At 48.7% G+C, this 25,507-nt stretch carries 21 protein-coding genes; 10 read left to right on the top strand and 11 right to left on the bottom strand.

Annotation, left to right across the window (positions count from 1 at the left end; translation table 11 throughout):
* Nucleotides 1–30 precede the first annotated feature (30 nt).
* Together dtd and pip are read right to left on the bottom strand one after the other, a co-directional pair.
* Complete coding sequence (gene dtd, locus ACOMHB_RS07415) at nucleotides 31–468, bottom strand: D-aminoacyl-tRNA deacylase (protein ID WP_448216105.1); 438 nt, start codon at nucleotides 466–468, stop codon at nucleotides 31–33.
* A gap of 87 nt (nucleotides 469–555) precedes the next feature.
* Nucleotides 556–1,509, bottom strand: a complete 954-nt coding sequence (pip, locus tag ACOMHB_RS07410; RefSeq protein WP_448216104.1) for a prolyl aminopeptidase — start codon at nucleotides 1,507–1,509, stop codon at nucleotides 556–558.
* 267 nt (nucleotides 1,510–1,776) lie between these two features.
* On the opposite strand from pip, the gene ACOMHB_RS07405 reads away from it, so the two are divergent.
* Entirely contained in the window at nucleotides 1,777–3,477 is a 1,701-nt protein-coding gene (locus ACOMHB_RS07405) for a CAP domain-containing protein (protein WP_448216103.1), read from the top strand.
* Between the two features lie 35 nt (nucleotides 3,478–3,512).
* Here the strand turns inward: ACOMHB_RS07405 and typA are convergent, their stop codons facing one another.
* Both typA and ACOMHB_RS07395 read right to left on the bottom strand, forming a co-directional pair.
* The gene (gene typA / locus ACOMHB_RS07400; RefSeq protein ID WP_422132695.1) at nucleotides 3,513–5,327 is read right to left on the bottom strand and encodes a translational GTPase TypA; all 1,815 of its coding nucleotides are present in this window, start codon (nucleotides 5,325–5,327) and stop codon (nucleotides 3,513–3,515) included.
* A gap of 22 nt (nucleotides 5,328–5,349) precedes the next feature.
* Nucleotides 5,350–6,000, bottom strand: a complete 651-nt coding sequence (locus ACOMHB_RS07395; protein WP_422132694.1) for a BUD32 family EKC/KEOPS complex subunit — start codon at nucleotides 5,998–6,000, stop codon at nucleotides 5,350–5,352.
* A gap of 229 nt (nucleotides 6,001–6,229) precedes the next feature.
* Here ACOMHB_RS07395 and msbA point away from each other — a divergent pair, with 229 nt between their 5' ends.
* The 3 genes from msbA (at nucleotide 6,230) to ACOMHB_RS07380 (ending at nucleotide 11,171) form a co-directional block, all read left to right on the top strand.
* On the top strand, nucleotides 6,230–8,071 hold the full coding sequence (gene msbA, locus ACOMHB_RS07390; protein ID WP_448216102.1) for a lipid A export permease/ATP-binding protein MsbA: 1,842 nt from the start codon (nucleotides 6,230–6,232) through the stop codon (nucleotides 8,069–8,071).
* 123 nt (nucleotides 8,072–8,194) lie between these two features.
* Nucleotides 8,195–9,637, top strand: a complete 1,443-nt coding sequence (gene hldE / locus ACOMHB_RS07385; protein ID WP_422132692.1) for a bifunctional D-glycero-beta-D-manno-heptose-7-phosphate kinase/D-glycero-beta-D-manno-heptose 1-phosphate adenylyltransferase HldE — start codon at nucleotides 8,195–8,197, stop codon at nucleotides 9,635–9,637.
* A 142-nt stretch (nucleotides 9,638–9,779) separates the two neighbouring features.
* Complete coding sequence (locus ACOMHB_RS07380; RefSeq protein ID WP_448216101.1) at nucleotides 9,780–11,171, top strand: hypothetical protein; 1,392 nt, start codon at nucleotides 9,780–9,782, stop codon at nucleotides 11,169–11,171.
* Between the two features lie 33 nt (nucleotides 11,172–11,204).
* On the opposite strand, the gene ACOMHB_RS07375 is transcribed toward ACOMHB_RS07380, so the two are convergent.
* Both ACOMHB_RS07375 and ACOMHB_RS07370 read right to left on the bottom strand, forming a co-directional pair.
* On the bottom strand, nucleotides 11,205–12,014 hold the full coding sequence (locus ACOMHB_RS07375) for an aldo/keto reductase (protein WP_448218613.1): 810 nt from the start codon (nucleotides 12,012–12,014) through the stop codon (nucleotides 11,205–11,207).
* A complete protein-coding gene (locus ACOMHB_RS07370; RefSeq protein WP_422413360.1) occupies nucleotides 12,007–13,221 on the bottom strand; it encodes an FAD-dependent oxidoreductase in 1,215 nt (404 codons plus the stop codon). The genes ACOMHB_RS07375 and ACOMHB_RS07370 overlap by 8 nt, the downstream gene beginning before the upstream one ends.
* 199 nt (nucleotides 13,222–13,420) lie before the next feature.
* Here ACOMHB_RS07370 and pxpB point away from each other — a divergent pair, with 199 nt between their 5' ends.
* The 4 genes from pxpB to ACOMHB_RS07350 are packed head-to-tail and all read left to right on the top strand — an operon-like array spanning nucleotide 13,421 to nucleotide 16,566.
* Nucleotides 13,421–14,122, top strand: coding sequence for a 5-oxoprolinase subunit PxpB (gene pxpB, locus ACOMHB_RS07365; protein WP_448216100.1), 702 nt, complete (start codon nucleotides 13,421–13,423; stop codon nucleotides 14,120–14,122).
* A complete protein-coding gene (locus ACOMHB_RS07360; protein ID WP_448216099.1) occupies nucleotides 14,119–15,105 on the top strand; it encodes a 5-oxoprolinase subunit C family protein in 987 nt (328 codons plus the stop codon). Before pxpB ends, ACOMHB_RS07360 begins: the two co-directional genes overlap by 4 nt.
* A complete protein-coding gene (locus tag ACOMHB_RS07355) occupies nucleotides 15,095–15,874 on the top strand; it encodes a LamB/YcsF family protein (protein ID WP_448216098.1) in 780 nt (259 codons plus the stop codon). Before ACOMHB_RS07360 ends, ACOMHB_RS07355 begins: the two co-directional genes overlap by 11 nt.
* Nucleotides 15,874–16,566, top strand: a complete 693-nt coding sequence (locus ACOMHB_RS07350) for a Dph6-related ATP pyrophosphatase (protein ID WP_448216097.1) — start codon at nucleotides 15,874–15,876, stop codon at nucleotides 16,564–16,566. Before ACOMHB_RS07355 ends, ACOMHB_RS07350 begins: the two co-directional genes overlap by 1 nt.
* 42 nt (nucleotides 16,567–16,608) lie before the next feature.
* Here ACOMHB_RS07350 and ACOMHB_RS07345 read toward each other — a convergent pair whose 3' ends face one another.
* On the bottom strand, nucleotides 16,609–20,040 hold the full coding sequence (locus tag ACOMHB_RS07345; protein ID WP_448216096.1) for a hypothetical protein: 3,432 nt from the start codon (nucleotides 20,038–20,040) through the stop codon (nucleotides 16,609–16,611).
* Nucleotides 20,041–20,467: 427 nt separating this feature from the next.
* Between ACOMHB_RS07345 and ACOMHB_RS07340 the strand changes: the two genes are divergently transcribed.
* Both ACOMHB_RS07340 and rsuA read left to right on the top strand, forming a co-directional pair.
* On the top strand, nucleotides 20,468–21,247 hold the full coding sequence (locus ACOMHB_RS07340; protein WP_448216095.1) for a YccT family protein: 780 nt from the start codon (nucleotides 20,468–20,470) through the stop codon (nucleotides 21,245–21,247).
* Complete coding sequence (gene rsuA, locus ACOMHB_RS07335) at nucleotides 21,244–21,960, top strand: 16S rRNA pseudouridine(516) synthase RsuA (RefSeq protein ID WP_448216094.1); 717 nt, start codon at nucleotides 21,244–21,246, stop codon at nucleotides 21,958–21,960. The genes ACOMHB_RS07340 and rsuA overlap by 4 nt, the downstream gene beginning before the upstream one ends.
* Here the strand turns inward: rsuA and ACOMHB_RS07330 are convergent.
* From ACOMHB_RS07330 to ACOMHB_RS07315, 4 genes are read right to left on the bottom strand one after another with little or no spacing between them, the layout of a single operon-like run.
* The gene (locus tag ACOMHB_RS07330; protein WP_448216093.1) at nucleotides 21,942–22,472 is read right to left on the bottom strand and encodes a DinB family protein; all 531 of its coding nucleotides are present in this window, start codon (nucleotides 22,470–22,472) and stop codon (nucleotides 21,942–21,944) included. The genes rsuA and ACOMHB_RS07330 overlap by 19 nt on opposite strands.
* 28 nt (nucleotides 22,473–22,500) lie before the next feature.
* On the bottom strand, nucleotides 22,501–23,721 hold the full coding sequence (locus tag ACOMHB_RS07325) for a hypothetical protein (protein WP_422137306.1): 1,221 nt from the start codon (nucleotides 23,719–23,721) through the stop codon (nucleotides 22,501–22,503).
* 16 nt (nucleotides 23,722–23,737) lie between these two features.
* Nucleotides 23,738–24,646, bottom strand: a complete 909-nt coding sequence (locus ACOMHB_RS07320) for a cyanophycin synthetase (RefSeq protein ID WP_448216092.1) — start codon at nucleotides 24,644–24,646, stop codon at nucleotides 23,738–23,740.
* Nucleotides 24,643–25,497, bottom strand: a complete 855-nt coding sequence (locus ACOMHB_RS07315; protein ID WP_422474268.1) for a D-alanine--D-alanine ligase family protein — start codon at nucleotides 25,495–25,497, stop codon at nucleotides 24,643–24,645. Before ACOMHB_RS07315 ends, ACOMHB_RS07320 begins: the two co-directional genes overlap by 4 nt.
* Between the last annotated feature and the right edge of the window lie 10 nt (nucleotides 25,498–25,507).

Below are 25,507 nucleotides of genomic sequence, written 5' to 3'. Positions count from 1 at the left end.
CCTTCTGGCGTTTTTCCATCGAATAATACATCAGACTTCGAGATTGAAAGTAACCGGCCCATCATTCAACAGGGAGACTTTCATGTCGGCTCCAAAACGACCCGTTGCCACATCGTGATGAAGCGTGTGGGCACGCTCGACAAAATAGTCATACAGCTTTTCACCATGCTCAGGAGAAGCCCCGGAACTGAAGCCGGGACGGAGTCCTTTGCGTGTGTCGGCGACAAGCGTGAACTGTGAGACAACCAACAGCCCACCACCGGAGTCTTGAAGACCCAGATTCATTTTTCCATCCTGATCACTGAAAGCCCTGTATTTGAGCACTTTATCCAGTAACTTATCCGCTTTTGCCTGATCATCGTCCTTTTCTATGCCCAGCAATAGCAAAAGACCTTCTGCAATCTGGCCTACGGTTTCACCGTTCACTTTTACATTGGCATACTGAACTCGCTGGATTAATCCACGCATGGGTTATCCTACTCCGGAAGTCTGTATAAAAGGTCGCCCCGGCTGATAGCCAGTGCCAGGAAGAAAATCACTGGAACCCATGTGAAATCAACCGAATTTAACCGCCAACTTATCGGTGGCAATCACCAGTGCATCGACAATACCTGGCTCGGAGGACGAATGACCTGCCTCCCTGATCACCTGAAGCTCTGCTTCTGTCCAGTGATCAGCTAACACCTGAGCGTTATCCAAAGGGCAGATCATATCGTATCGACCATGGACAATAATGCCCGGAATCTGGTCAATGTATTTCATGTCACGAATAATCTGATGAGGTTCAATAAAGCTGTCATTCATGAAGTAATGAGCTTCAAGCCGGGATATGGCTTTTGCGTTATGTGGTTCGCTGCAAAATTCTTCAGCATCAGGACAGGGCTTCAATGTGCTGATCCTCCCTTCCCATAATGCCCAGTGCTTGGCGGCATTCATCTGTGCCAGCTCATCATCACCGGTCAGGCGATTGTAATAAGCTTCCAGCATATTACCTCGCTCACTTTCCGGAATAATTTCTTCAAAGTGCTTCCAGTGATCCGGAAACACTCTGCCGGCTCCCTGCTTGGTGTAGAGCCAGTCAAAGTCCTTCTGTCGGGACAGAAAAATCCCCCTGAGCACCATGGCCATAACCCTTTTAGGGTGAGCCTGAGCGTAGAGCAGAGAGAGGGTTGAGCCCCAGGAGCCGCCAAAAAGAAGCCATTTTTCAATACCCAAATGTTTTCGAATCTGCTCCATATCAGCAATCAGATTCTGAGTGGTATTCCCTTCCAGCTCAGCATGGGGCAGCGACCGACCACAGCCTCGCTGATCAAAAAGGATGATTCTATATTTCTCGGGATCAAAGAATCGCCGCGATTTTTCTGAAGTACCCACCCCGGGCCCGCCGTGGACAAACAACACGGGAATACCATCTGGACTCCCGCACTCTTCCACATAAAGTTGATGAACGGTATCTACAGCCAGTTTGAAAACAGAGTATGGCTTTATAGCCGGGTAAAGCGTGCGCATGTTCCTTCCTTCAGAAGTCACTGAATCAAGCGAAGTCAGTCAGCTGAGCAAACAGAGCATCTGATCCACCTCTTGTCTCTGGGACACTGCCGAAAACTTAAATCAGACAGGCTCCCAGCACTCTACAATACTCTTAAAAACCAAGGTTTTCCAAGCATTGTCATGGCTTCTGAGGAACTTTTACGCCTCTTGGCTATCTAAGTTTCATAGCTGATATGAAAGGCAGGGAGTGCCTATGTATAACGTTGAAACAGCGAGCAGTAGTCGATGAACAAGCCATTTTTTCACAGGTCCATTAATCCATCGATCATAGCTTTGGCGTTCTCCACCGCCATGGGTTTTTGCCATGCTGCAGTGGTGGACCCCTTCCCGGTGGATAATTCTGAGGAGCTGAACAGACACCTCTCAAGCCACAATTATCAAATGCCTGAAAAGTGTAACAAAAATGCAGATCAGGGAAGTTGCTGGGCCCGCTCCATCATGAGCCTTCTCAGTGAACAGGAACTCAGCCAACTCTACAGGCAGTCGGCAGAGTACCTTAACTACCCGGACGATCAGCCAATCAATGCGGCTGCCCTGCATCTCTATCTTGAAAGTCACAGCGCAATCATACCCGAAGCAGCGACACCGGGTGTGCCTATCAACCATTTGAACACTCAACTGGCCATTCTTCTTAAGAAGAGAATACTGACAATAACGCCGTTAGCGGATGGAACCATTGCTATTCAATTCTTCTCAGGCTTTGAAGATGGCAGCTATGAAATCGAGGAAAACATCATTTCATTGTCAGAAGAGCCTGAAACTCTTTTCTCAGCCTTAATCACAGCAGATATAAGCCTTTTCCTGACCCCCGGCGTTAATGACACTCCTGGTCATGTGCAGCCCATTGTCTTCAATCTGCAACCCCATCAGACACCCGGGGCAGCTCTTGCTGAAGACTCGCTGAATGCAATGATCAATCGACCTGCCAGAACACTTGAGATCTCCGCTGTCAGCAGCGGTGATATACCACCTTACTTTTTCTCTGCGCTCCAATTTGGCGTCAGAAATGTCCGCCACCAACCCAGTTGGGAGGAGATGGAGCGCGAAATAAAAGAGGCCAGAAAAAGAAAATTCGCCAGAGAAAAAATGAAACAAGATGTCGAGCATTACAGAAACGAAGCCGCAAGCGAATATCGAAAAGGAACCATGACTCGTTTTTGTGCAAGCTGTGCAAAAGGTGCCTTCAAGCTGGGTATTCTTGGTGCTGCCTCTGCAGTCATTTACCAGAAATGGGAAACCATTAACCCTTATTCACAAGACTTCTGGAAAGAAGTTATTGCTCCTAACCTGCCAATGATGGCCCGTCTCGATGGCACAGGGGTGATAGGAAACTCTAAAGATCTGCCTGAGGAACTGGTCGGCTACGTTGATACAATTCCGGAGAAAAGTCGTGAAGCCTGGAAATACCTCACTTTCAAAGTGGACAGCTACCTGAGATCACGTTGGTCTGACTCTCGCTGGACTCATTCTCATTGGTACAACGAGGTCCTGGACCAACCCACCCAGGGCTTTGCAAATCAGGTGCTAACCGCTGTCAATGCTATACGCTCTAAACCGCAGGTCTGTGGCAATACCGTCATGCGTGCAGTCGGACGTTTGCGCTGGAACTACTCTCTTGAAGCAGCGGCCTTTAAACACGCAACGGATATGGCCAATAAAGATTTTATGAGCCACATAGGTTCAGATGGCAGTGAAATCAATCAACGAATTGAAGCACAGGGTTATCGCTGGTCAGCCTTTGCCGAAAATGTAGCCATAGGCGCACACAACCTCGACGCTTTACTCAACGGCTGGATGAGCAGTCCGGGGCATTGTAATAATATCATGAATCCTAATGTCATCGAGATGGGAGTCAGCTTTGTAGAGAACCCCTCCGGCCGATTCAGAATATACTGGGCCCAGGTTTTTGCTTCACCAAAATACTGACCGGGGAGCTGCCCCCGGTCAGAACAGCCAGTCAATTATTTACTGCGGCTGGCGCGCTTGCGCTCATGCTCCTTCAGGAATTTCTTGCGCAGACGGATATTGTCAGGTGTAACTTCCACCAGCTCGTCATCGTCGATAAATTCCAAGGCCTGTTCCAGGCTATGTCGGATAGGCGGTGTCAGTTGAATGTTTTCGTCAGAGCCGGAAGCACGAACGTTCGTCAGCTGTTTACCCTTGGTAGGATTAACCACCAGGTCATTGTCACGATTATGCAGCCCAATGATCTGACCTTCATAAACGTCAACGTTCGGGTTCAGGAACAAACGACCACGATCCTGTAAGTTCCAGAGCGCATAGCCCAGCACCTTACCATTCACCATAGAAACCAGAACACCGTTCTTGCGGTGAGTCACTTCGCCATCTTTCACGTCACCGTAGTGATCAAAGACATTGGTCAGAATACCGCTACCAGAAGTCATGGTCAGAAACTGGGAACGAAAACCGATCAGACCACGGGCAGGCATGATGAACTCCAGGCGAATACGGCCCTTGCCGTCTGGTACCATGTTGGTCAGTTCTGCCTTACGGTGCCCCATCTCTTCCATCAGAGAGCCCTGATGTTCTTCCTCAACATCCACAACAACCTGTTCGTAAGGCTCCTGCAAAACGCCGTCAATCTCCTTGATGACAACCTCTGGACGGGAAACCCCCAGCTCAAAACCTTCACGGCGCATGGTTTCGATCAGAACCGACAGATGCAGTTCACCACGACCAGACACCTTGAACTTGTCAGCATCATCACCCTGCTCAACACGCAGCGCTACGTTATGCAGCAGTTCGCGATCCAGACGCTCTTTGATATTACGGGAGGTCACATACTTGCCATCCTGACCTGCAAAAGGAGAATCATTGACCTGGAAGGTCATGCTCACGGTTGGCTCATCCACCGTCAGTGCTGGCAGCGCTTCAACGTGATTTGGATCACACAGGGTGTCTGATATGTTCAGCTTGTCGATACCCGTTACACAAACGATATCGCCAGCACGAGCCTCTTCCACGTCTACACGTTCCAGACCCAGGTGCCCCATAACCTTGAGGATCTTGGCATTGCGCTCATTGCCATCGGCACCAATCAAGCGAATCGGAGTTGAGGGCTTGAGAACACCACGGGTGATACGACCAATACCGATAACTCCCAGAAAGCTGCTGTAGTCCAGGGCAGATATCTGCATCTGGAAAGGCGCATCGACATCCACCTTGGGAGAAGGGACATTATTGACGATCATTTCAAACAGTGGCGTCATATCTTGTGCCATGTTTTCAGGATCATCACCGGCAATACCATTCAGTGCAGAAGCGTAAATAACCGGAAAATCCAGCTGCTCTTCGGTAGCACCGAGACGATCAAACAGATCAAAGACTTCATCCATGACCCAGTCCGGACGAGCACCAGGACGGTCAATCTTGTTGATAACAACGATAGGGCGCAGACCCTGCTCAAAAGCTTTCTGGGTGACAAAGCGGGTCTGAGGCATAGGACCGTCAACCGCATCCACCAGCAGCAGAACCGAATCCACCATGGACATAACACGTTCCACCTCACCACCGAAGTCGGCGTGTCCGGGTGTGTCCACAATATTAATGTGGTAGTCCTGCCAGTTGATGGCGGTGTTCTTGGCCAGGATGGTAATGCCCCGCTCCTTCTCCTGGTCATTGGAATCCATGATCCGTTCGGCACCCTGATCTTTTCGACCCAGAGTTCCGGACTGCTGAAGCAGCTTGTCAACCAGGGTGGTTTTACCATGGTCAACGTGTGCGATGATGGCAATATTGCGTAACTTTTCTATCACTGTCTTTCTCTCTTAAAATCTTTCAGGTGTGCTGCATTACAGCTTCGACCTTGTCCACATCCAAATCCGCCAGCCTGGCGTAGGTGGAACAAAATGTCTGGTCCTTAATCAGATACTGAACATCCTGCTCATAACGAGCCAGATGATGTAAATTCCTCAGCCTTAACGCTTCTTTCAGAGGACTCCGGCTAAAGCGCATATCGGCAATGTCTATCAGCCCAAGAGCACCGTCGGGCAACTTGAGAATATTACCCATGTGCAGGGAGCGAAAATAGACGCCCTGTTTATGCAGCTGCGCAATATATCGGGCTAACTGCTCGGCCAGAACTCGGGTTCCATCTTCATCCAGAGCAGGGAAAACCTGCCTGAGGGTCCGACCCGGCAACGGCCGATAATGGACAGCTGTTTTTTTATATCTTCCAAGACGGTAGCAGCTAATAATATCAACCGTTTGAATGCCACGGGTCACGAGTTCCGAGGCATTTCTGGCGAACCGGACAGAATATGGCTTAAACCACGCCGAGCTGATAGTGCTTTTAACCCGAAACAGTTTCAGAAAAGTCTTATCTTTCAGTTTCAGAACCTTGTCGCCAAAATGGTCCTGCTCTATCACCTCAGCCCCTTCAATCAGGGCCTGATAAGCCGTGGAAGATAATCGCTGCATACCACTCATGTCTGTTGAGTACTCATTATTTCCACAATAAAAAAAGCGGCCAATCATACCCTAGCACGAAACATTCATAAAGCCGCTTTGATCCGGGTAAAGGAGGGCAACGCAAGGTAGAGCTTTACCAAGAACGTCATTTTACGGTAAAAATCATGGTTTTAGAGGCTCTATCCATTGAGCCCAAAGCCAGATTCATCCAGAATAGGCCCCTCATTTTTAACTGATTACAGTGGCCATGTCGGAACACGCCAAGTCGGGAAGCCTGCAGATTTACCTGCGCCTTCTCAGCTATGTAAAGCCCTACTCGGGCTTTTTTGCCCTCAGTATACTGGGCTATGTCATGTTTGCGCTCAGCCAGCCAGCTTTTGCCCGTTTGCTGGAATATTTTGTTGAAGCGCTCGAAGGCAGCTTTGCCACTATTGACAGAGACCTTGGGGGTTTTCTTCCCGCTTCTATCATGACTTCGGTGGCCCTGATTCCTATCGTCATGTTGTCTATTGCCATATTCAGGGGGATTGGTTCCTTTCTGGGTAACTACTTCCTGGCCAAGGTGTCCTTATCGGTTGTGCACGACCTGCGCTGCCTGATGTTTAACCGAATGATTCAGTTGCCCAATAACTACTTTGACAACAACAACTCCGGGCACCTGATTGCCAGAATCACCTACAACGTGGGTATGGTGACCTCGGCAGCAACCGATGCCGTCAAGGTTATTGTGCGGGAAGGCCTGACCGTTGTTTTCCTGTTCGGGTATCTGATCCTGACCAACTGGAAGCTTACCCTGGTATTCATCGGCGTTGCTCCCATCATTGCCCTGGTGGTCAGTACCGCCAGCAAACGTTTCCGTAAGCTGAGTTCGAAGATTCAGACATCCATGGGGGATCTGACCCACGTCAGTTCGGAATCGATCAATGGTTATCGGGTAGTCAGAGGCTTTGGTGGTGAGAGTTATGAAACCAGCCGCTTTTTTGATGCCAGTGATCGCAATACCCGTCAGGGGCTGAAAATGGTCAAGGCTTCCGCTGTCCATACGCCCACCCTGCAATTCCTGGTTAATACAGCCCTCGCTATTCTGTTCTTCCTGGTGCTGTGGCTAAAAGGAGATGCAACCACCGCTTCTCTGGTGAGTTTTGTCACGGCTGCGGCACTGCTGCCAAAGCCTATTCGTCAGCTGAGCGAAGTAAACGCCAACATACAAAAAGGTATTGCCGCAGCAGAGAGCATTTTTGAAATGGCTGACCAGCCTTCCGAACCTGATAACGGCACCTTTGAAAAGGAAACAGTTGCAGGCAAGCTGGAGTTTCGAAACTTGTTTTTCACCTATCAGAATGCTGACAAACCCGCCCTGAACAATATTAACTTCACTGTTAATCCGGGTGAGACTATTGCTCTGGTGGGCCGCTCGGGATCGGGAAAAACAACACTGGCCAACCTGGTTCCCCGTTTCTACACCTATGGACAGGGTCAAATTCTTCTGGATGATACGCCCATTGATGATTACAGCCTGAAGAACCTTCGCAGTCATATCGCTCTGGTAGATCAGAATGTCACTCTGTTTAATGATACAGTGGCTCGCAACATTGCCTATGGAGACCTGCGCGACAAAGATGATTCTGACATTCACCTGGCTGCTGAAGCCGCCCATGCCAATGAATTCATCAAGAATATGGCTCAGGGCATGAACACGCTGGTTGGTGAAGATGGCGTGCTGCTCTCGGGTGGCCAGCGGCAGCGTTTGGCCATAGCCAGGGCTATTCTGAAGGACGCTCCCATTCTGATTCTTGATGAAGCCACTTCGGCCCTGGATACCGAATCCGAGCGTCATATCCAGGCGGCCCTGGATGAAGTCATGAAGAATCGAACAACGCTGGTCATTGCTCACCGACTTTCCACCATCGAGAATGCTGACCGTATCATTGTGGTGGATAAAGGCAAAATTGTAGAGAGCGGCACTCATTCCGAACTACTGGCCAGAGAAGGTCATTATGCCAAACTGCATCAGATGCAGTTCCAGGAAGAGCAGGAAGAAGCCGTAGAGGTGATACCTTTGGCTTCTTCGCAGCCATTACAACATTGAACGCTTTAAAAAAGCTGAGGTTTTACCATGATTACCCATCAAGACGATTTCGTGGTAAACCTACCGGAAACTGGGCCAACTTACTTGGCAGGCCTCCCAAGATACCGAAGCGGAAGACACTGAATGAAACTGACTCTGCCACGATTTAATGAAGCCAGGGTTCTGGTGATCGGCGATGTCATGCTGGATCGATACTGGCACGGCGGCACCTCCAGAATCTCCCCTGAAGCACCAGTACCTGTTGTTCGCGTCACCAATATAGAAGATCGCCCCGGCGGCGCTGGCAACGTAGCCCTTAACATTGCCTCTCTGGGTGCCCCGACCTGGCTGATAGCTGCTACCGGAGATGATGAAGCAGCCGACTCCCTGCAGACCCGTCTTGAAGCGGCCGGAGTCTATTGCGATTTTGCCCGGCTGAAAGATATGCCTACCATCACCAAACTCAGGGTCATCAGCCAGCATCAGCAACTCATTCGTCTGGATCAGGAAGAACCTTTCTCCGTTCTCAGCAGCGATATTCTCGAAGAAAAAGCAGCCAATTTGCTGAATAACATAGGGGCTGTCATTCTTTCTGATTACAACAAGGGTACCCTGCAGAACCACCAGCAGCTGATCAAACTGGCACGTACAAAAGGCGTTCCGGTCCTTGTTGACCCCAAAGGTACAAACTTTGAGCGTTACCGTGGTGCTACGATCATTACTCCGAACCTGCAAGAATTTGAAGCCGTTGTCGGCCGCTGCGCAGATGAGCAGGAGCTGATCACCAAAGGTCACCAGTTACTGGACGAGCTGGAGCTTGACGCCATGCTGATCACTCGCAGTGAGCACGGCATGACCCTGATTCGCAGAGACGAAAAGGAACTGCACCTGCCAGCCAGAGCCCGTGAAGTCTTTGATGTGACCGGCGCCGGAGACACCGTAATTTCCACTCTGGCCACTGCACTTGCAGCGGGGGCTGAACTACCCAAAGCAGCCGCTCTGGCCAATATTGCAGCCGGTATTGTGGTTGCCAAGCTGGGGACTGCAACGGTCAGCATGCCAGAGCTGCGCCGTGAGGTGAACAGAGAACTGGGCGCAGAGCGTGGCGTTGTGACCCCGGATCAGCTCAAGATTGCACTGGAAGATTCCCGGGCCCATGGCGAAAAGATCGTCTTCACCAACGGCTGCTTCGACATTGTTCATGCCGGCCACGTGGGTTATCTGGAGCAGGCCCGAAAGCAGGGTGACAGGCTGGTACTGGCTATCAACAGCGATGCTTCTGTAAAAAGATTGAAAGGTGAAGGCCGCCCCATTAACTCGGAAGATCGCAGAATGGCGGTACTGGCAGGCCTTGAAGCTGTCGACTGGGTCGTATGCTTCGAAGAAGATACACCTGAAAACTTGCTCAGAATGGTTAAACCTGACGTTCTGGTAAAAGGCGGCGACTACACCATTGATGAAGTGGTCGGTGCTCCTATCGTCTACGAATACGGCGGCGAAGTGAAGGTTCTGGCGTTCCTGGATAACTGTTCGACAACGGCCATTGTTGAAAAGATCAGGAAGGACAAATCTAAAGAGTCTGCTTGATACTTTTATCATAAAACAACAACATTGCCGCCAACTTTTCGACAGTTAGCGGCTATCTTCTTCAAAACCCAAGGCTAGCCAATCTCCAGAACTTCGCCCTCTATAATAAGTTGAAAGCACTCAAAGATTCAGGGATAGAGTAATGGGTATTATCAACGGCGGCGAAAAGATTTCTATCAGCCCGACATGGTCTGAACATGCTCAACAGAAAGTTGATAAACCCAGGGGACGCCATAAAGGCTCTTCAGTATACTCCATCGAAAATACCGTCCCTCAAAACGGGAAAGGCAAGAAACTACCGATAAAAAGTCTCTTCTCCCGCAGTGTCAGCAATTCTGATAAAGCCGCAGCGAAAGAAAAGAAAGCCACCGAGAAGAAAGCCGTCAAAGCGTTTATGGTGGCAATGGATGATGTCAAAAAAGCAGTAAACAACAAAAATGGCAGTCTTGAGTCTGTTCAGAAAGTGATTAACAAGCACGCCAAAAACAAGGGTGAATTGGAAGACCTGTTGGCTAACCTGACCAGAAAATCCGGACAAGCAGCCTTGCAACCCCATGTTCAAAAAGCATTCAAGGAGGCCGGTCTTTCCATGATGCTGTCGAAAGCAAGAGATAACGCTCAGCCGCTAAAGAATACCACAGATCATGGTCAGTCTTTCAGAGATGCACTGGATAAGTGCATGGCACCGTTAAGGGCTCAGCGGCAAGAACTGAGTTACTCCACTTATCCTGATGCCATTCGAGATCAGCTTAAATCTTATCCCGCACTGACTGAATGCCTGGTGGAAGAACTACCCAACTCAAAAGGATATTCTTTTCCCAACAATCGATATTCTGCTATTCAGGCCCAGACTATTCTGACCTGCCAATGCTTTGAAGAGGCTCACCAAATTAAGCAAAATCTGAACAGAACTATGAAGAGTCAACAATTACCCCCTGAAACAAAAAGCAAGATCGCGAGTGCTTTAAATGAGGTTCAGGGAATTTTAGAAGCTACGCAAAAAGACCTCAAAAGCCTGCACCGGAACTACGCCATGAAAGGAGAGGGTCATTTCCTGAACGCTGAATACCGAGAGAGTATCAAGGAAAGAATTCATTCAGACCCTGTTAGCAAAGATTCATTCAGTAGCAAGCAAACTTCCAGCAAGCGCCAACCGGTCAGTCAATCTATACCGGCTCAGGAAAACAGGGTTCAACCTGAAGCCAAAGCAGCTCCTAAGCCACCTAGAAGAGCAGCACCCGCCATTCCTTTCGATGCTTCTCTTGCAGCCCTGAAAAAAGAGAGGCCAGAGCTGTCACGTGAAGCAGGCCTACTACGTGATTATCTGAAGGAACTGCAGACTTTCTGCAATTCACGAGAGTTAGTTAACCTTATGGGTAAAGATTTTTCAGCTTACAGAGACGCAGGCTGGAGCTTTGACCAGTACGCATCCCTGTGTCAGCATGCAGCTGGATTCATTGCAGAAAACCGGTCACTGACACCTGCTGAAGCGATGAATGCGGCCTATGAAAACATCACAACCCCGCGCCAATAAAAACCTTTTTTCTCTAACCTGGCCGCCAGAGAATCAGCTCTCAAGAAGTCTGATGACTCTGGCGCACGACTCTGCATTACTCTTCAGGTGTAACGGATTAATAGTGCCAATCACTGCCGCCGAGGTCGCAGGATGAGAGAAAACCAACTCCATGCTTTTCTCCACCGGATCTTCACCTTCCAGACAAACATGCCCACTGGCCAGAGCTTTCTTGATCAGAATGCCCTTATCGTTCCGGAGAGCGTAATCAAGTACCGGTTTCTCAGCCTGCTCCTTCAAGTTATAAGTCACCATGACGATATCCGACTTTTCCAGCGCCATAATGCCGCCTTCAACAGTTTTGGTAGACATGCCTGACGCCAGAATCTTGCCCTCTTTTTTTAACGCTTCCAGTACTTCCAGACAGCCATATTGCTGAATAATATTGACGTCATCACCATTGGAATGGACCAGCACCATTTCAATCCGATCAGTATTCAGCCGTTTCAGACTTCTCTCGATGCTGAAGCGAATATGTTCCGCTGTGAAATCAAAACGAGACTCACCGTTCTCAAACTCTTCTCCGACTTTACTGCAGATAACCCAGTTGTCTCTCTGACCTTTTAACAAAGACCCCAATCTTTCTTCACTGGTGCCGTAGGCTGGTGCTGTGTCCAGCAGATTAATACCCAGGGTTTGTGCCAGTTTCAGAAGCTCTCTGGCCTCGCTATCATCCGGAATCCTGAATCCGGATGGGTATTTTACGCCCTGATCCCTGCCCAGCTTTACGGTTCCGAAACCGATGGGAGAAACCCGGATATCAGTACCTGCAATGGTTCTTGTCTCAAGTCGGTAATCAGTCATGATCGACAAATGCCCCGCTCCAGAAGGGTTGGCAGATTTCAGGATGCTGAACATCCTCTGGCAAAGCAAAGCCTTCATTGCCAGAAGGCGAGAGTTGCTGCCTGTTCAGCACTTTAATGACCTCATCAGAAAGGTTGGGTGCCAGCGCCAGCTTGGTCGGCCAGGAAACAATGCCGTTTTCTATCTCATGAATGAATGCGGCATCCGGTCTCAGCAGTCTGCTCTGTCTGGGTTCGGCCCGGTTTACAAACATCGTCGCCCATTGGGCATCGTCCAGATTAACCCATGGCAATAATGCAGTCAGCTCACGCCGGGCCACCCGGATCTGTTGTTCCGGTGTGCGTTCCATCCCGTCTTCCGCAATTTCGCCCCCCAGATACCAGACCCAGCTGCCTTCACCATCCGGATGGCTGGTGACTGTTATTCTTGGAACGGGTTTGGTACCCAGACAATGCGCGAAGAGCGGCTCAGGATGACGATGCCGAACCATAACCATATGAAGCGGCCTTCTCTGCATCTCTGGCCGGGAGAGTCCCCAGAGTTTTATCAGGTCCTCTGTGCCTTCGCCCGCCGTGGTAACAAACTTGCTGGCCCTGATTTGCAGGGTTTTGCCTCCAAAGGTATGCTCGATGAAATCTATTTTTTTGCCTTCAGTGACAATACGGGTGTTTTCAGACCAGTCCACCTTGAGAATCCGATCTTCCAGACCTTTCACCAATGCATCGATGACCGTCCGGATATCCAGCACGATCTCATTGAGCTGATAGACTTTGCCCAGAAACGCTTCATGACGAAAAATATCAGGAAAATCCTCCGGTTTCTTCAACTGCTCCACCCGACCGCGCAAAGCCTTGCTGGCGAAAAACGTAGTAAGCCTGGAACCCACATCACCGGGAGACCATAGATACTGGAACTCAGAGAGTATAACGGCTCCCGACAGATCAACCTCACCTTCCCCCCTGAGAGCCTTGCGCCAGCGGTCTGGCATGCCGACAATACACTCTGCCGCCTTGGTCAGAGTGCCGGTCAAAGTGTACTTGGTCCCGCCATGAACGATCCCCTGGGATTTGATCGTCTGACCCCCGCCGAGGGTAGCATTCTCCAGCAGAAGGGCTTTATAGCCTTGCTGATTGAGGGTATTGAACAGCCAGAGACCGGCAATGCCTCCGCCAATTACAACAACATCTGTTTCTATGGTCTGAGTCATATAAAGTGGATCAGAGAGTAAGACAGGGAAAATACAAAACCGGCAGTATACGCCTCATACCCGTCCGAGACCAACATCGCCTTCAGCCTCTGGATGCCAGACGTTCGCATTTGGTAGATTTACCCTCTCCGACGACTAACGCTTGATAACCCAATCCTATGTTAGAATCGGCTGCAGACTTTGAGAATATGACGATAATATGAACCATCCCTGTGAGTGCTTCCCTCTGGGTGACTCAGCTCTAATGCTGTGTTTTGGTGACCGGATCAGTCCCAAAATAAACCTGATCGTTCACACGGCGGCAAAACAAGTTCTCGAAGCGGCATCCCCTGAAATAATTGAGATAGTTCCGGCTTACACAACTTTGACCGTCTATTACGATCCCTGCCAGATTCAATCAGCAACACCTTATGAAGCTTTGAAAGAAAAAATACTCAACCTCCTGCAAACACTCAAGGTGGGTCAGACAAACGTTGGCAATCTTGTTGAAATACCAGTCTGCTACGAAAGCAGCTTTGCTCCGGACCTGGATCGTGTAGCCAAACACTGTCGCTTAAAAACTGAAAAAGTGATTGATCTTCACACTTCAGCGACTTACGACGTTTACTTTCTTGGCTTTGCTCCGGGTTTTCCCTTTCTGGGTGGAATGAATGAAAGACTATCAATACACAGACTTGAAAACCCACGTCTGTCGATACCGGCTGGCTCCGTTGGCATTGCCGGTGAGCAGACAGGTATCTACCCTCTTTCCACTCCCGGAGGCTGGCAGCTGATAGGCCACACCCCTGTTTCTCTGGTGGACTTCAGTAACGACCACCCCACCCTGCTCAAGCCCGGTGACAGAGTAAAATTCACCGCTATTTCCTCCAGAGAGCATCAGGAAATGGAGGCGCAAAGGTGAGCCTGACCGTCAAACAACCCGGAATGCTGACCAGCCTCCAGGATCTGGGCAGGTATGGCCTCCGGAACCTGGGCCTATCAACCTGTGGCGCTATGGACTCCCTGGCAGCCAGAGTCGCTAATCTGATACTGGGAAACCCTGAGAATGCCCCACTGCTGGAATTCACTTTGACAGGACCCACTCTGGAATTTCATAAGTCCACTGTAATCTGTCTTAGTGGAGGAAGTGCCGATGCCACCGTGGATACCCATCCCATCGCCAGCAACTTCGTAACCGCCGTTAAAGCAGGGCAAACACTGAAAATTGCCAGTCTCAGAACAGGCTGCCGGGGCTATCTGGCGATTAAAAACGGCTTTCAGGCTCGGGAAGTGTTGGGAAGTTGCAGTACTTATCTGAGAGCTGGTATCGGTGGCCTTGGCGGCCGGGCACTGAAAGAGAACGACCGGCTTGGCTTTAACAGCTGGGCAGCAAAGAAAAATTTCAAACCTGATATTGCTGTGGGCCACAGGTTTACACAGTATCTTGAGGATCAGAAACATGTTCAGCCTGTTCGTTATATCCGGGGTCCACAAACGTCATGGTTCTCCGGCCCAAGCCTGAATGTTTTCCAGAACCAGAGCTACTCTGTCCGCCCGGATTCTGACCGGATGGGTTATCGTCTCTGTGGTCAAAAGATCAAAAGCAGCTATGCCGGAAATCTGATCACAGAGGGGACAGCCATGGGTTCCATTCAGATCCCTCCGGATGGTCAACCCATTATTCTGATGAGTGATTGTCAGCCCACTGGCGGATATCCCAAAATCGGGAACATCATCTCTGCGGACTTGCCCAGAGTCGCCCAGCTGAAGCCATCGGACACACTGACCTTTCAGGAAGTCACTGTGGAAGAAGCACAACGGGAACTGGTAAAACAGAGAATCGGCCTGAACCGTCTGGCCATAGCGGCTGAATATTATTGGAACCGAAACCAAAATGATTACTGATAAAGTTCTGACACTGGATCTGAACTGCGACATGGGTGAAAGCTTTGGCCAGTACAGGCTGGGAAACGATACTGGAATCATGCCGTATATCAGTTCTGCCAACATTGCCTGCGGCTTTCATGGGGGTGATCCGAATATCATGGCCAACACGGTAAAACTGGCTTTGGAACACAGTGTTGCCGTCGGTGCTCATCCCGGTTTACCAGACCTTCAGGGCTTTGGTCGCAGAAACATGCACATCAGCCCCGAAGATGCCTATAACCTGACACTTTACCAGACAGGCGCATTAAGCGCTTTTGTGACGGCACAAGGCGGTCAACTTCACCATGTCAAACCTCACGGAGCTCTGTACAATATGGCCGCCCGTAACCCGGACCTTGCCAAAGCCATAGCCGAAGCGGTTTATCAATTTAATCCGGAACTGATTCTCTATGGGTTAGCCGGTAGTTGCCTTATATCTCAGGCTGAAGCCATTGGCCTGAAGACCGCCAGCGAAGTCTTTGCCGACCGCAGCTACCAGATTACTGGCCAGCTAACCCCCAGAGATCAGGACGGCGCAATGATTGAAGACCAGCAAAAGTCCCTCGACCAGATCAGAGACATGGTATTACACAAACAAGTGACGTCAGTGGATGGCCGGACAATTGCTATCCAGGCCGAGACCCTGTGCATACATGGCGATGGTCCCCGGGCTCTGGACTTTGTCCGTGGCTGTGAACGATTTCTCCGGGCACAGGGCATCACCATTCAAACGATTCAGGCGCAGTAATGAATATTTCTCCCCAGGCTTCATTGCCCTCTTCAAGATCTCTTTTTGCCACTTCCTGGAGTGGCGGCAAGGATGGTTGCTTTGCTCGATGGATTTCCAGTCAGAGTGGCGCCAAACCCGCCTGTCTGCTCACTATGCTCAGAGAAGGTGAACAGAGAACCAGTGCCCATGGACTGCACCAGGAGGTTCTTCAGACTCAGGCTGATTGTCTGGGAACCCCAATCATTTTTGGCTCTGCCGGGTTTGGAGGTTATGAACAGGGATTAAAAAAGGCACTGGCAACCGCTATCAGTGAGTATTCTGCCAGTCACCTTGCTTTTGGTGATATCGACCTGGATGCCCACAAGGATTGGTACGATCGTATTCTCAAAGATACTTCTATCCAGACCTGTTACCCACTCTGGCAATACAGCCGCAAACAGCTTCTGAAAGATATGTTCTCGGTGGGCCAGGAGGCCCTGATTGTCAGCATCAAGAATGAATCACTGGATCAAAGTTTTCTCGGACGAATACTGACACCCTCACTGGCCGATGAGATAGAAGCCAGAGGCATCTGCCCCACTGGAGAAGAAGGCGACTTTCACACACTGGTGATCAATGGTCCTGACTTTAAAGAACCCTTGTCCGTTAAAAAAGCAGATATCTGGCAGGATGACTGGGGCCACTCTGTGCTTGAGCTCTTACCTGCCTGAGGTTCAGGAGAACGCTTTCTGGCCCTCTCCAACAACGCTCTTTTATGCCGTGGAAACGTCCGGGTCAGGCACAGGTATCTCTTCGTAAGCAACCCTGTTAAATGCCCTGGAGCGTAAAATGCTGGCCATTTTGTCCAGGGCTGGATCGGGGTAACTGTCCTGAAGACGCTCCACAACGTGCATAAGTACAATGCCTGATATGGAATCAAGCTTTGGCTCTGAAGATTCAAGGGCTGCCAGGACATTAATGCGCATCATTGCCATCAGTGCACGGGCAGGGCCAGCAGCCTGACCGACCGCCAGGTTGAGTTCGTCAATCATAATGCTAGTGAGCGGTCTGGCGAGGGTCGGACTACCGGAAGCCAGCTCGGGGGAATCGTAAGGCAGCAGGGTTGACGGACCAGAATCCATAGGGGTAATCAAGTCAACCACATAAACCCAGTCTTTCTTTGTATAGCCTTCTTTTAAACGAAGAATGAGGTTGCAAAAAAAACATTTTTTTCCGTAGTAAAGTTCCTCACCAACTTTGGTCTTAAGCAGCACACATTTCTCAGGCAAGTAACCACCTGCCCGGGCAGCTTCCTCCAGCCGGTTATAGAGTCTCCCTATGATCTCACTGAATTGCTCTTTGTTAAGTACTAAAAGATCTGTATCCCTTGGCGTGACTGAGCGCTCAATAATTTCCCGGGATATTTCGCCCGGTAACAGATCGCTGCCGGTTGCCCGTTTTAATGCCTGGCTCCCCCAGCGTGACTGAACCTGCGTCTGATAGGCACGGCTTCCCAGATATACCACAGGCTTATTGTTATGATTCAGCGCCTGTACTTCGCTGGCTATTTGCTCATGAAAATAAGCTCTTGTCTCGAGAGTCTCCTGAGTATCTACCCTGAAAAATGTATTCACGACAAAATTTGCCAGAGTATCAGGCTTTTTGCTGGCTTGTTTGTTAAATCGGCCATTTTTAAAATGAACTGGATTCGGTTCATTATTGCCAGTAATTTTCACTAGTGATAGCTCTTTGGAATTATCCAGATCTTTTACACAACCTGCTATGAAAGCAATATTTTTGTTAATTTTCTTCCTGCAACTGACTGTAGCCTGCTCAAGGTTGGCAATAGTGGGAAATTCACTTTTGAGAATATCGATACGTTTAGTGCTAACGGTAACAAGCCCCGTATTCAAATGCTGAAGTTGTCGCAAGCCATGGTATAAAGTAGCTTTGATTGACTCGAACAGGACAATCTTCAGACATTTGTCTTGCCCAGTAATAACTTGCTCTCTGATTTTGTTCAATTGCCTGAAAGCATCTCTGAAACAGGTTTGGATGTTTTGATTAATCTTATCAAATTGATCAATTTTCTCTTTAATCCCGGAAGCATTTGCTTTGATTTTTTCTTTCCATTTCTCTTTGGTCACCTTAAGCGAGGGCGACGAATCACTTGTTTGAATGCTTGTAATGCAGCCCTCCAGATCACTGAAAATTGAAGCGCATTCACAAATATGCTCAATGAGCATTGCACAGTAATAACTGCAGTGGGAGAACGTCAGGAGCAATTCACTGTGTGGTGATTGGGCAATGTTTGCAAAAATATTGATTAGCCATTCACAGGATTTCCTGTCTAGTTCTGTGATGTTAATGCCTGGATTATAGATATCGCACTCTTTGTTTATGAGCTTTAAAATATCATTATTCTGGATCAGAGTCTGTGCCAACAGGGATTTCAGGGATTCAGGAAGCTGTCGCGGATTGTCATTTGTTATCCCATCCGTGGCGGTACCTTGCACGATAACTTTTTTGACCTCATTAAAGCTATTTCTGATAGCCACCTCGTGATTGTTGGTCAGAGTCTGTATTCTTAGCTTGGCGAGTGATAATCGATGATGGTATTTACAGGATTCCACGGCTTCATTGGTCAATAAGCCAAGCTCCTGCAACTGGGTTGCCCATGGGCTCAGAACATTAAATATGTGTTGCAGCTCTTCTGTCTTCTTTATCTTTATTAATGGTGACTGGTTCTCAGTGACACTCTCCTTGTTAGCAAGCAGGGTACTCAGGTAGATAGAAGAAGCTTCAATCCCAAGTTCGAAATAACGGTTCAGGGGATAGCATCGGGTTTGCGTATATTCATTAAGACCATCATGCCAGCTTTCAATGTTGATTCCTTTCGTATTGTCTTTTTTAAGCCCTTGAATAACTTTTTCCAGTGAATAGTCGTTATGGAAAACGATTCGACTGGTTGTTTCACAAACCTTATTAATAACATCCCATCGTTCTGACATTAACGCTGCATGGAATAGCTCTGCACAGAATAAATGCTGAGCAATCATCTTTTTGTCAACGCAGACGGGTTGGAATTCCTGATCGTACCCTTCATTCCTGTATCGATCAATTGAACTGAAAAGACATCCAGAGGCGATTTTCACGATATCTTGAGAATCTTTCTTGCTCTGGATTTCCAATGTTGCCGAAGCAACGGTAGTGAGCAGATTGCTTATCCCTTCACTGAGTCTGCGAGACTCAGATGCCACAGAGTTAGATCGTTTCCGGGGGGGCGCACGCAAAATTGAGTGGTGCTTCCTGATTTTTGGTTCAACTGGCGCTCGAAGAGCAATATTTCTTCTGAAATCAGCATGTCTTATCATGCTCTCCACAAAACTATAGATACAGGACAAATGGCATACAATAGACTCACTCAGAAAGCTGATTGATTGCTGGCCCGGGGAAGTATCCTTGGGGGACCATAGACATAGCATTTTCCCGAGAACACGATAGTTCTGGACCAGCTGCCGTGTTACGTTACTCATGTCATCGCTCAAAAACAGCTCTTTGGACAATAGGACATATTGGCTTTTGTCAGCCAATTTTATTGTGTTGAACCAATCAACAAGTTTGTATGAACTCTCCTTGAGTACCTGATATTTATTAGCGAGACGCTTGAGCAAAGCCAGTCTATTGTAGATTAAGCTATGGAACTGCAGAGCATCTGTATCAAGGAAATTTCTATCAAAAAACTCTTGATCAAGTTTCATTTGGAATTCGAGTAATTCCTGCCTGAAGTTTTGGACATCCTTTATCGTAATTTCTTCAGAAGGTGAGGACAGTGCTTTGTGAAAACAAGGAAGAGTATCCAGAATGATGTCATCAGGCAGAGGCCCCAGGAGAACTTCGAGGGGAGAACGGCAGGCTGATGACTGCTCCGGCTGGCTCTGGTCAATAGCTGATGTCAAATCAGGTGTATGGTACTTTTGTTCTACTGAACTGATCGCAGCCTGTCTTTCAGATAGTGGAAAACCACTGGGTTTGCAGTATGCCGGATCATTGCTTTGATCACTGCTCTGGAATTGAGACTCTGGATTTATTGCAGTCGTTGAGCCTGTGTCCTCCGGTCCTTCTGAGCAGCGCTGAGTGTTGCATTCTTCAGGGGCAGGCTGCGGGTAAAAAGGCGGAGCAAAAGTGTTTTCGATATTTTGCATAATAGATACTTAAACCAAATAATCATTAATTAAATAACCGCATGTAATAATCAGGCATATACTATTTTGACATCATTATGGTGATTTGGTTCCATGGACTTAATTGCACTCGCCCCTCAAGGATTAAAGACTTGCGAGTAAGGTTTGCCATCAACAGGAGCCTGACCAAGAATAGACTGCCCTGCGCGGCAACTGCTCCTGCGTTGCTCTAGCTCCTGCATCCATGCAGTCGGCGGCAACTGCTCCTGCGTTGCTCTAGCTCCTGCATCCATGCAGTCGTTCGGCAGCGAATAGTCGTCACATCTCCGCAGCAAACCGGCTGAGCAGAGTTCCGCCTCCCAAAAGCCACTTGCTTTTAAACCCTGAGTCCGGCATGTTGTAGCGCTTTTCTTACCCTCATTAATATAAGTTGCATAAGGGGATATCTATGCGCTCTCTTTTAAACGACTTTTTCAGCCTCTCTGAGCGCTCAAGACTGCATCATCGCACATGGCTAAACAGACTCCTGGCGTCAACTCTTGGCTTTTTCATGGTCGCTTCAGTCTCAGCGGCTGAATCCAGAGCAGAACAGGCCACCCTGCAGATACCGGCCAAATCTGAGTTACTGGTTCTTGACGGCACCAATGTCAAAGACCTCGACTTCAAAGTGGAGGCTAACAAGCCCATTTCTCTTACCAATGTGCGCCATCAGATTGTTTTCCAGTTATCTGATACCGTCACTAACGGCGGGGACCGAACTCGCTTTACTTCCAAACCTTTTGTCCTGACCTTCCATCCAGCAGCTGGCAAGCACTACAGCATTGATGTTCCCGACCTGAGAGACATTCGTCAGGCCGAAGCTATCAACAACAACCCCACCGGCAAGATTTCATTGAAGGATGCCAAGGGCGAAGCCGTTCCCTATGAATTTGCTATTCTGCCCAGCAAGGGTATCCAGTTCGGCCGCAACTATGCAGCAGACGTCCAAAAGTTTAATCGTAGCGACAGCCCTGCAGCAGCCAGCGAATTTTCAGGTATGGGTGTCTTCGCAGAGACAAACACAGGCTTTGCCAATGCGACTCAGAATGAGGAAATCTATGGCTCTGCTGTCAATAAAAGTGACGAGGCCAATATAAGTGCCAGCATGCTGCGTTACTGGTTTGAAAAAGCCGATCCGAAAACCCGGAAGACCTTCGTCAACTGGGCCCGGGAACAGGTCAGCCAGTGAGACTCGACAAATTTCTTTGTGAAAGCACCGAACTGAGCCGCTCAGAAAGCAAAAGGCTTTTGAAAACCGGGTCGGTGACCGTGGAGGGTACCGTCGTCAAAGACCCTGCCTGCAAGGTTTCTGACGATGCTGAAGTTCTTCTGGATGGAGCACCACTCACTCTGGTGGGATTTCGTTACATTATGCTCTACAAACCGCTGGATACCCTTTGTGCAACGCCCTCCGGAACAAGAGCCGAGATGTATCCATCCGTTATTAATCTGCTGGATGTCATTAAATCCGATCGTCTCAGGATTGCCGGTCGGCTGGATGTCGACACCACTGGGCTGGTACTGATTACAGACGACGGTCAGTGGTCTCACAAAATCACGTCACCGGTTAAAAAGTGCGGAAAACGTTACCGGGTAGAACTGGCCTCGCCTCTGGATCAGTCAGCCATCGAACAGTTTGCGCAGGGTGTCCAGCTGCATGGGGAGAAAAAGCCAACCTGCCCCGCGCAACTCGAATTTATTTCTGATCAGGAAGTACTGCTGACGATACATGAAGGCAAGTATCACCAGGTCAAGCGCATGTTTGCGGCTCTGGGTAATCGTGTAACGGCCCTTCATCGGGAACAGATTGGCTCTATCACGCTCGACCCTGATCTGAAAACGGGTGAGTGGCGCTATCTAACTGAAAACGAAATCCACTCCGTTCAGGAAGCCACCACCTGACCCCGGTTAAAACTGGACGTCGCTGGTGCCATACCCACGGAAGGGTCGATTTTGTTACCTGCTACTTTTGCGATCGTCGCCATCATTGCCAGATGGTGAGTCAGATGACTGCTAGCAAAGACCAGCTCCCTTCCCAGGGTGGATTTTAATCGCACGCTGCTGCTTTCTGACAAAAGTACCTCGGTTTTGATTTCAACATCTAAATCCAGATCCCCTGCTTTCAGCGCCTTTAACCATTGCTGCAAATCTTTTAACTCTGCCAGACCCGCATTCTTTTCATGCTCCAGCAACAGCCCCCGACGTCTGAGATCATAATCTACCGATTTGTCAGAAGAAGAACGGATAGCTTCATACAGATCCAGAACATGACGCAAGTGCTGCCCGACGGTACTTTGGAAAAGATCGGAGTCCCTGAATCGGTAATCATCAGCGCTCAAACCAGAAACAAAACCGATCATCTGTTCAACTGTTTCCTGATTGCCCCGGAGTATCCGCTCAAAATCATTATGCATGATAAAAATATCCTTTTCTCTTAACTGTCTATCGAGTTTTTATCAGAAAATTATTTTTTCCGCTCATGGCTTCTCTATCTACCCTGACAGTTCCGGCCTGCCAGCTATAGCGGAAATAAACCAAAGCTAAAATGGATGAAACAAAGTACACAGCCTGAAGTGCCTCCAGAGCTGCTTTTCCCTGATGCAAGAACAGAGCTGTAACAATAAACAAAACAGCGACACCCAGTTGCGAGCAGTAACTTTTCAGTAAAAGGTAGGTATGGGTATCCGTTTTATCGGAACGATCAAAAAACACTTTGTTGAATGACAAACGGAACAGGCTGGTCAGGAAAGCAATGACGAGAATAAATGCATACTGCTGCTGTGTTGAGAGCGTTTCATCGACCATTCCCCTGAGCAGCCAGCTGAATGCATAAAGAAATATGGCCCACCGGAAAAGACGGATAGCGGACATACGGTCAATAAAAGTCTGTATCAGTTTAAACAGGGCAGCGACTGCGATTGCCAGAATCACCATCATCCCACCCAGCTCAAGCAGACTTTCTCTGTTGATAAAATAGAGTGAGAGAGTCCAGAAATAACTTTCCAGAAAAAGAAACAGTCCATCTACAAAAAACACCCCGCAGGAGCCAAAACTATCACGAAATCGGAGCACTTCAGAGACACGGGCAGCCGGTGCCGAAAACGCTGTGTTGATTGCAACAGCCACCTTCGTTTTGAAAGTTTGAGCAACACCTGCAGTTGAGATCAGTGCGCTGAGTAGAAACAGAATCCAGTAACTCGATTGCTCCAACAGAAATGCACCCGCCACTATGCCGATTTTAAGCATCACTGCTACCAATATCTGGAAGTTGCCAAAGTGCTGACCGGAATTCCGATTATGACTGATGGATTTGAACAGCAGACGTTGAGCCATCCAATAGAAACAGCCATAAATACCATTCAGAATGGCCAGCAGAATAAGTCCTGTGGCTCCGCTGTCTGCTTGTTGTTGAAAGAAAAACAGTCCCGCCACCAGCAGGACCTCAGTCAAAAACGAAGCCCTTACTGCCCAGACGCTGCCTTTTCCAGATCTCAGGTTTTCCCAAACCCACAGGGTAAAAAGATAAGCCAAACCGGACAGGGCAATAAATACAGCTATTTCGGTCAGACTATAACCCTGTTGCCATAACAGAGTGGGCATAAAGAACGGCAACAGACCGACCAGAAATGCGTGAATACCTGAGAACTGAAAAAAGTAATGCACTCCAGTCTCCCCTGTCTCAGAAAATATCAGTCTGAGCGATCTGGAGTTTATTCAGTTCCTCAAACACCCCGGAGATATCTTCTTTTTCTCCATATCTGGGGTAGTCGTGCATTTTCACGTAAGGACGAGAGTTCACCTCCAAAAGGATGCATTTCTGATCTTTATGACTATGCTCTATGCCTTTTTCCATGATGACATCGATACCGAGAATATTGGCATCGAAAGTAGCCAGCACTTTTTCCATCAGTCGTATATTCTCTCTGGCCAGATTAGTGGCCGGAATGGTTTCAATAACACCGCCGGGTGCCAGGGCAATTCGATGGAACAGCTTTACCTGCTCCTGATCAGCCGGAACGGAATTCAGATTAAAGCCCTGTCTCGCTATATAGTTTCTGGTTTGTTCACTTTTCTGAAGCGGGTACATGCAATCCAGAAGCCCCATCTCCTTTCGAATAGTATTCTCCTGATCGATCAGGGTGCTGATCGAGTCCTCACCATTTCCGATAACAAAAGGAGCATAACGCTGAATCACAGACACCACTTCACCGTTCGCCACCAGAACCCGATAGTTTTTTCCTTCCAGATACTGCTCTACAACACTGGCAGGCCACCAGATTTTGGCCAGCAAAGCCGCTTTCCATAACTCCCGATAGTTGCGAATGGGAAAATAGCTGCCTCGTGAGAAACCGCCGACATTAGGCTTAACCACCAAAGGAAAGCCATGCTGTCTGGCAAAGCGAATAGCCTTCCATGGATTAATGAAAATCTCACCACGGGCATGGGGAATATCATTTTTATTGAATGCCGCTCTTGCCTGAGCTTTTGAACGACAGCTCTTGCGAACTTCCAGAGAGTTGTACTGAGTGCAACCATTCATGAATTTCTGGCTGATGTAGCTGTAAACCGCTTTCCTGATAAATTTCACAGCACCATCTCCTCTTCGGTCTTGGCTGGCAGCTTTTTAAAATTCAGCCGGTTCAGGTAAAACAGCTTCCTGAAGAAAATAGATTTCCGTTTACGGGCTTCTGGAATTTCACCGGTCACCTGCGCCAGTTGACCGGTCAACTGACCTATCAGCCGCAACTTCTCGAAAGCCCCCAGATTCTTGCTTAACAACACCAGAGGCATTGGCAGGAAGAGATTGATTTCAAAAATTTTGAACTCTCCTTCAACCAGCGCTTCGATGCTGTCTGCTCGGATACCATAGCGAGCCATTCTGAACGGCCCGGTCTCACTCAAATGCATAGCCAGCTGATCGGCCTGTTTTCTATCCAGCTCGTGGGTTTTGTCCAGATAAAACGTTTCGCTGTTGTAGATACCATTGACAGGATGTTCATCGTTGCTGGTATTCAGAACCTGGGTTACGGACAGTGTTCTAAGGCACTTTGTGGAATCCGGGGAGCAAATCACAAACACTTCAAACTCTCTTTTCCCCTGGGCACCTTCCTGAATCAGATAGGGCACACTGTCCTGAACGCGATTCGCTCTTGCGGCCTCCAACTGAATTTCATTATCGACCCGTATAACCCCGGCGGAGTTCTGTCCCCATTCAGGTTTCAGAAAAACCGGGTATTGCTCCGGCCTTATACCATCAGTATCCAGGCTCTGTTTCAGGCGCCACCGTCTGGGAATGGACTCATCCATATCAAGTTTCGAGTACAGTCCTTTGGCGTCATTGAAGTAATCGGCATTCAACTGAAAAAACAGCCAGGGCTTTACTCTTTGTCTCAAGGCGTGCCAGATAAATCCCAAAACCAGCAACGTACGAACTATCATAATGATCACT

Source organism: Endozoicomonas sp. 2B-B, from assembly GCF_053470045.1.
This window is presented reverse-complemented; position numbering and strand designations above follow the sequence as displayed.

What these genes read in the sequence shown, in the direction of transcription:
- dtd (WP_448216105.1), bottom strand. Translation starts at nt 468, where the DNA reads ATGCGTGGATTAATCCAGCGAGTTCAGTATGCCAATGTAAAAGTGAAC.
- pip (WP_448216104.1), bottom strand. Translation starts at nt 1,509, where the DNA reads ATGCGCACGCTTTACCCGGCTATAAAGCCATACTCTGTTTTCAAACTG.
- ACOMHB_RS07405 (WP_448216103.1), top strand. Translation starts at nt 1,777, where the DNA reads ATGAACAAGCCATTTTTTCACAGGTCCATTAATCCATCGATCATAGCT.
- ACOMHB_RS07395 (WP_422132694.1), bottom strand. Translation starts at nt 6,000, where the DNA reads ATGAGTGGTATGCAGCGATTATCTTCCACGGCTTATCAGGCCCTGATT.
- msbA (WP_448216102.1), top strand. Translation starts at nt 6,230, where the DNA reads ATGTCGGAACACGCCAAGTCGGGAAGCCTGCAGATTTACCTGCGCCTT.
- hldE (WP_422132692.1), top strand. Translation starts at nt 8,195, where the DNA reads ATGAAACTGACTCTGCCACGATTTAATGAAGCCAGGGTTCTGGTGATC.
- ACOMHB_RS07380 (WP_448216101.1), top strand. Translation starts at nt 9,780, where the DNA reads ATGGGTATTATCAACGGCGGCGAAAAGATTTCTATCAGCCCGACATGG.
- ACOMHB_RS07375 (WP_448218613.1), bottom strand. Translation starts at nt 12,014, where the DNA reads ATGACTGATTACCGACTTGAGACAAGAACCATTGCAGGTACTGATATC.
- ACOMHB_RS07370 (WP_422413360.1), bottom strand. Translation starts at nt 13,221, where the DNA reads ATGACTCAGACCATAGAAACAGATGTTGTTGTAATTGGCGGAGGCATT.
- pxpB (WP_448216100.1), top strand. Translation starts at nt 13,421, where the DNA reads ATGAACCATCCCTGTGAGTGCTTCCCTCTGGGTGACTCAGCTCTAATG.
- ACOMHB_RS07355 (WP_448216098.1), top strand. Translation starts at nt 15,095, where the DNA reads ATGATTACTGATAAAGTTCTGACACTGGATCTGAACTGCGACATGGGT.
- ACOMHB_RS07350 (WP_448216097.1), top strand. Translation starts at nt 15,874, where the DNA reads ATGAATATTTCTCCCCAGGCTTCATTGCCCTCTTCAAGATCTCTTTTT.
- ACOMHB_RS07345 (WP_448216096.1), bottom strand. Translation starts at nt 20,040, where the DNA reads ATGCAAAATATCGAAAACACTTTTGCTCCGCCTTTTTACCCGCAGCCT.
- ACOMHB_RS07340 (WP_448216095.1), top strand. Translation starts at nt 20,468, where the DNA reads ATGCGCTCTCTTTTAAACGACTTTTTCAGCCTCTCTGAGCGCTCAAGA.
- ACOMHB_RS07330 (WP_448216093.1), bottom strand. Translation starts at nt 22,472, where the DNA reads ATGCATAATGATTTTGAGCGGATACTCCGGGGCAATCAGGAAACAGTT.
- ACOMHB_RS07315 (WP_422474268.1), bottom strand. Translation starts at nt 25,497, where the DNA reads ATGATAGTTCGTACGTTGCTGGTTTTGGGATTTATCTGGCACGCCTTG.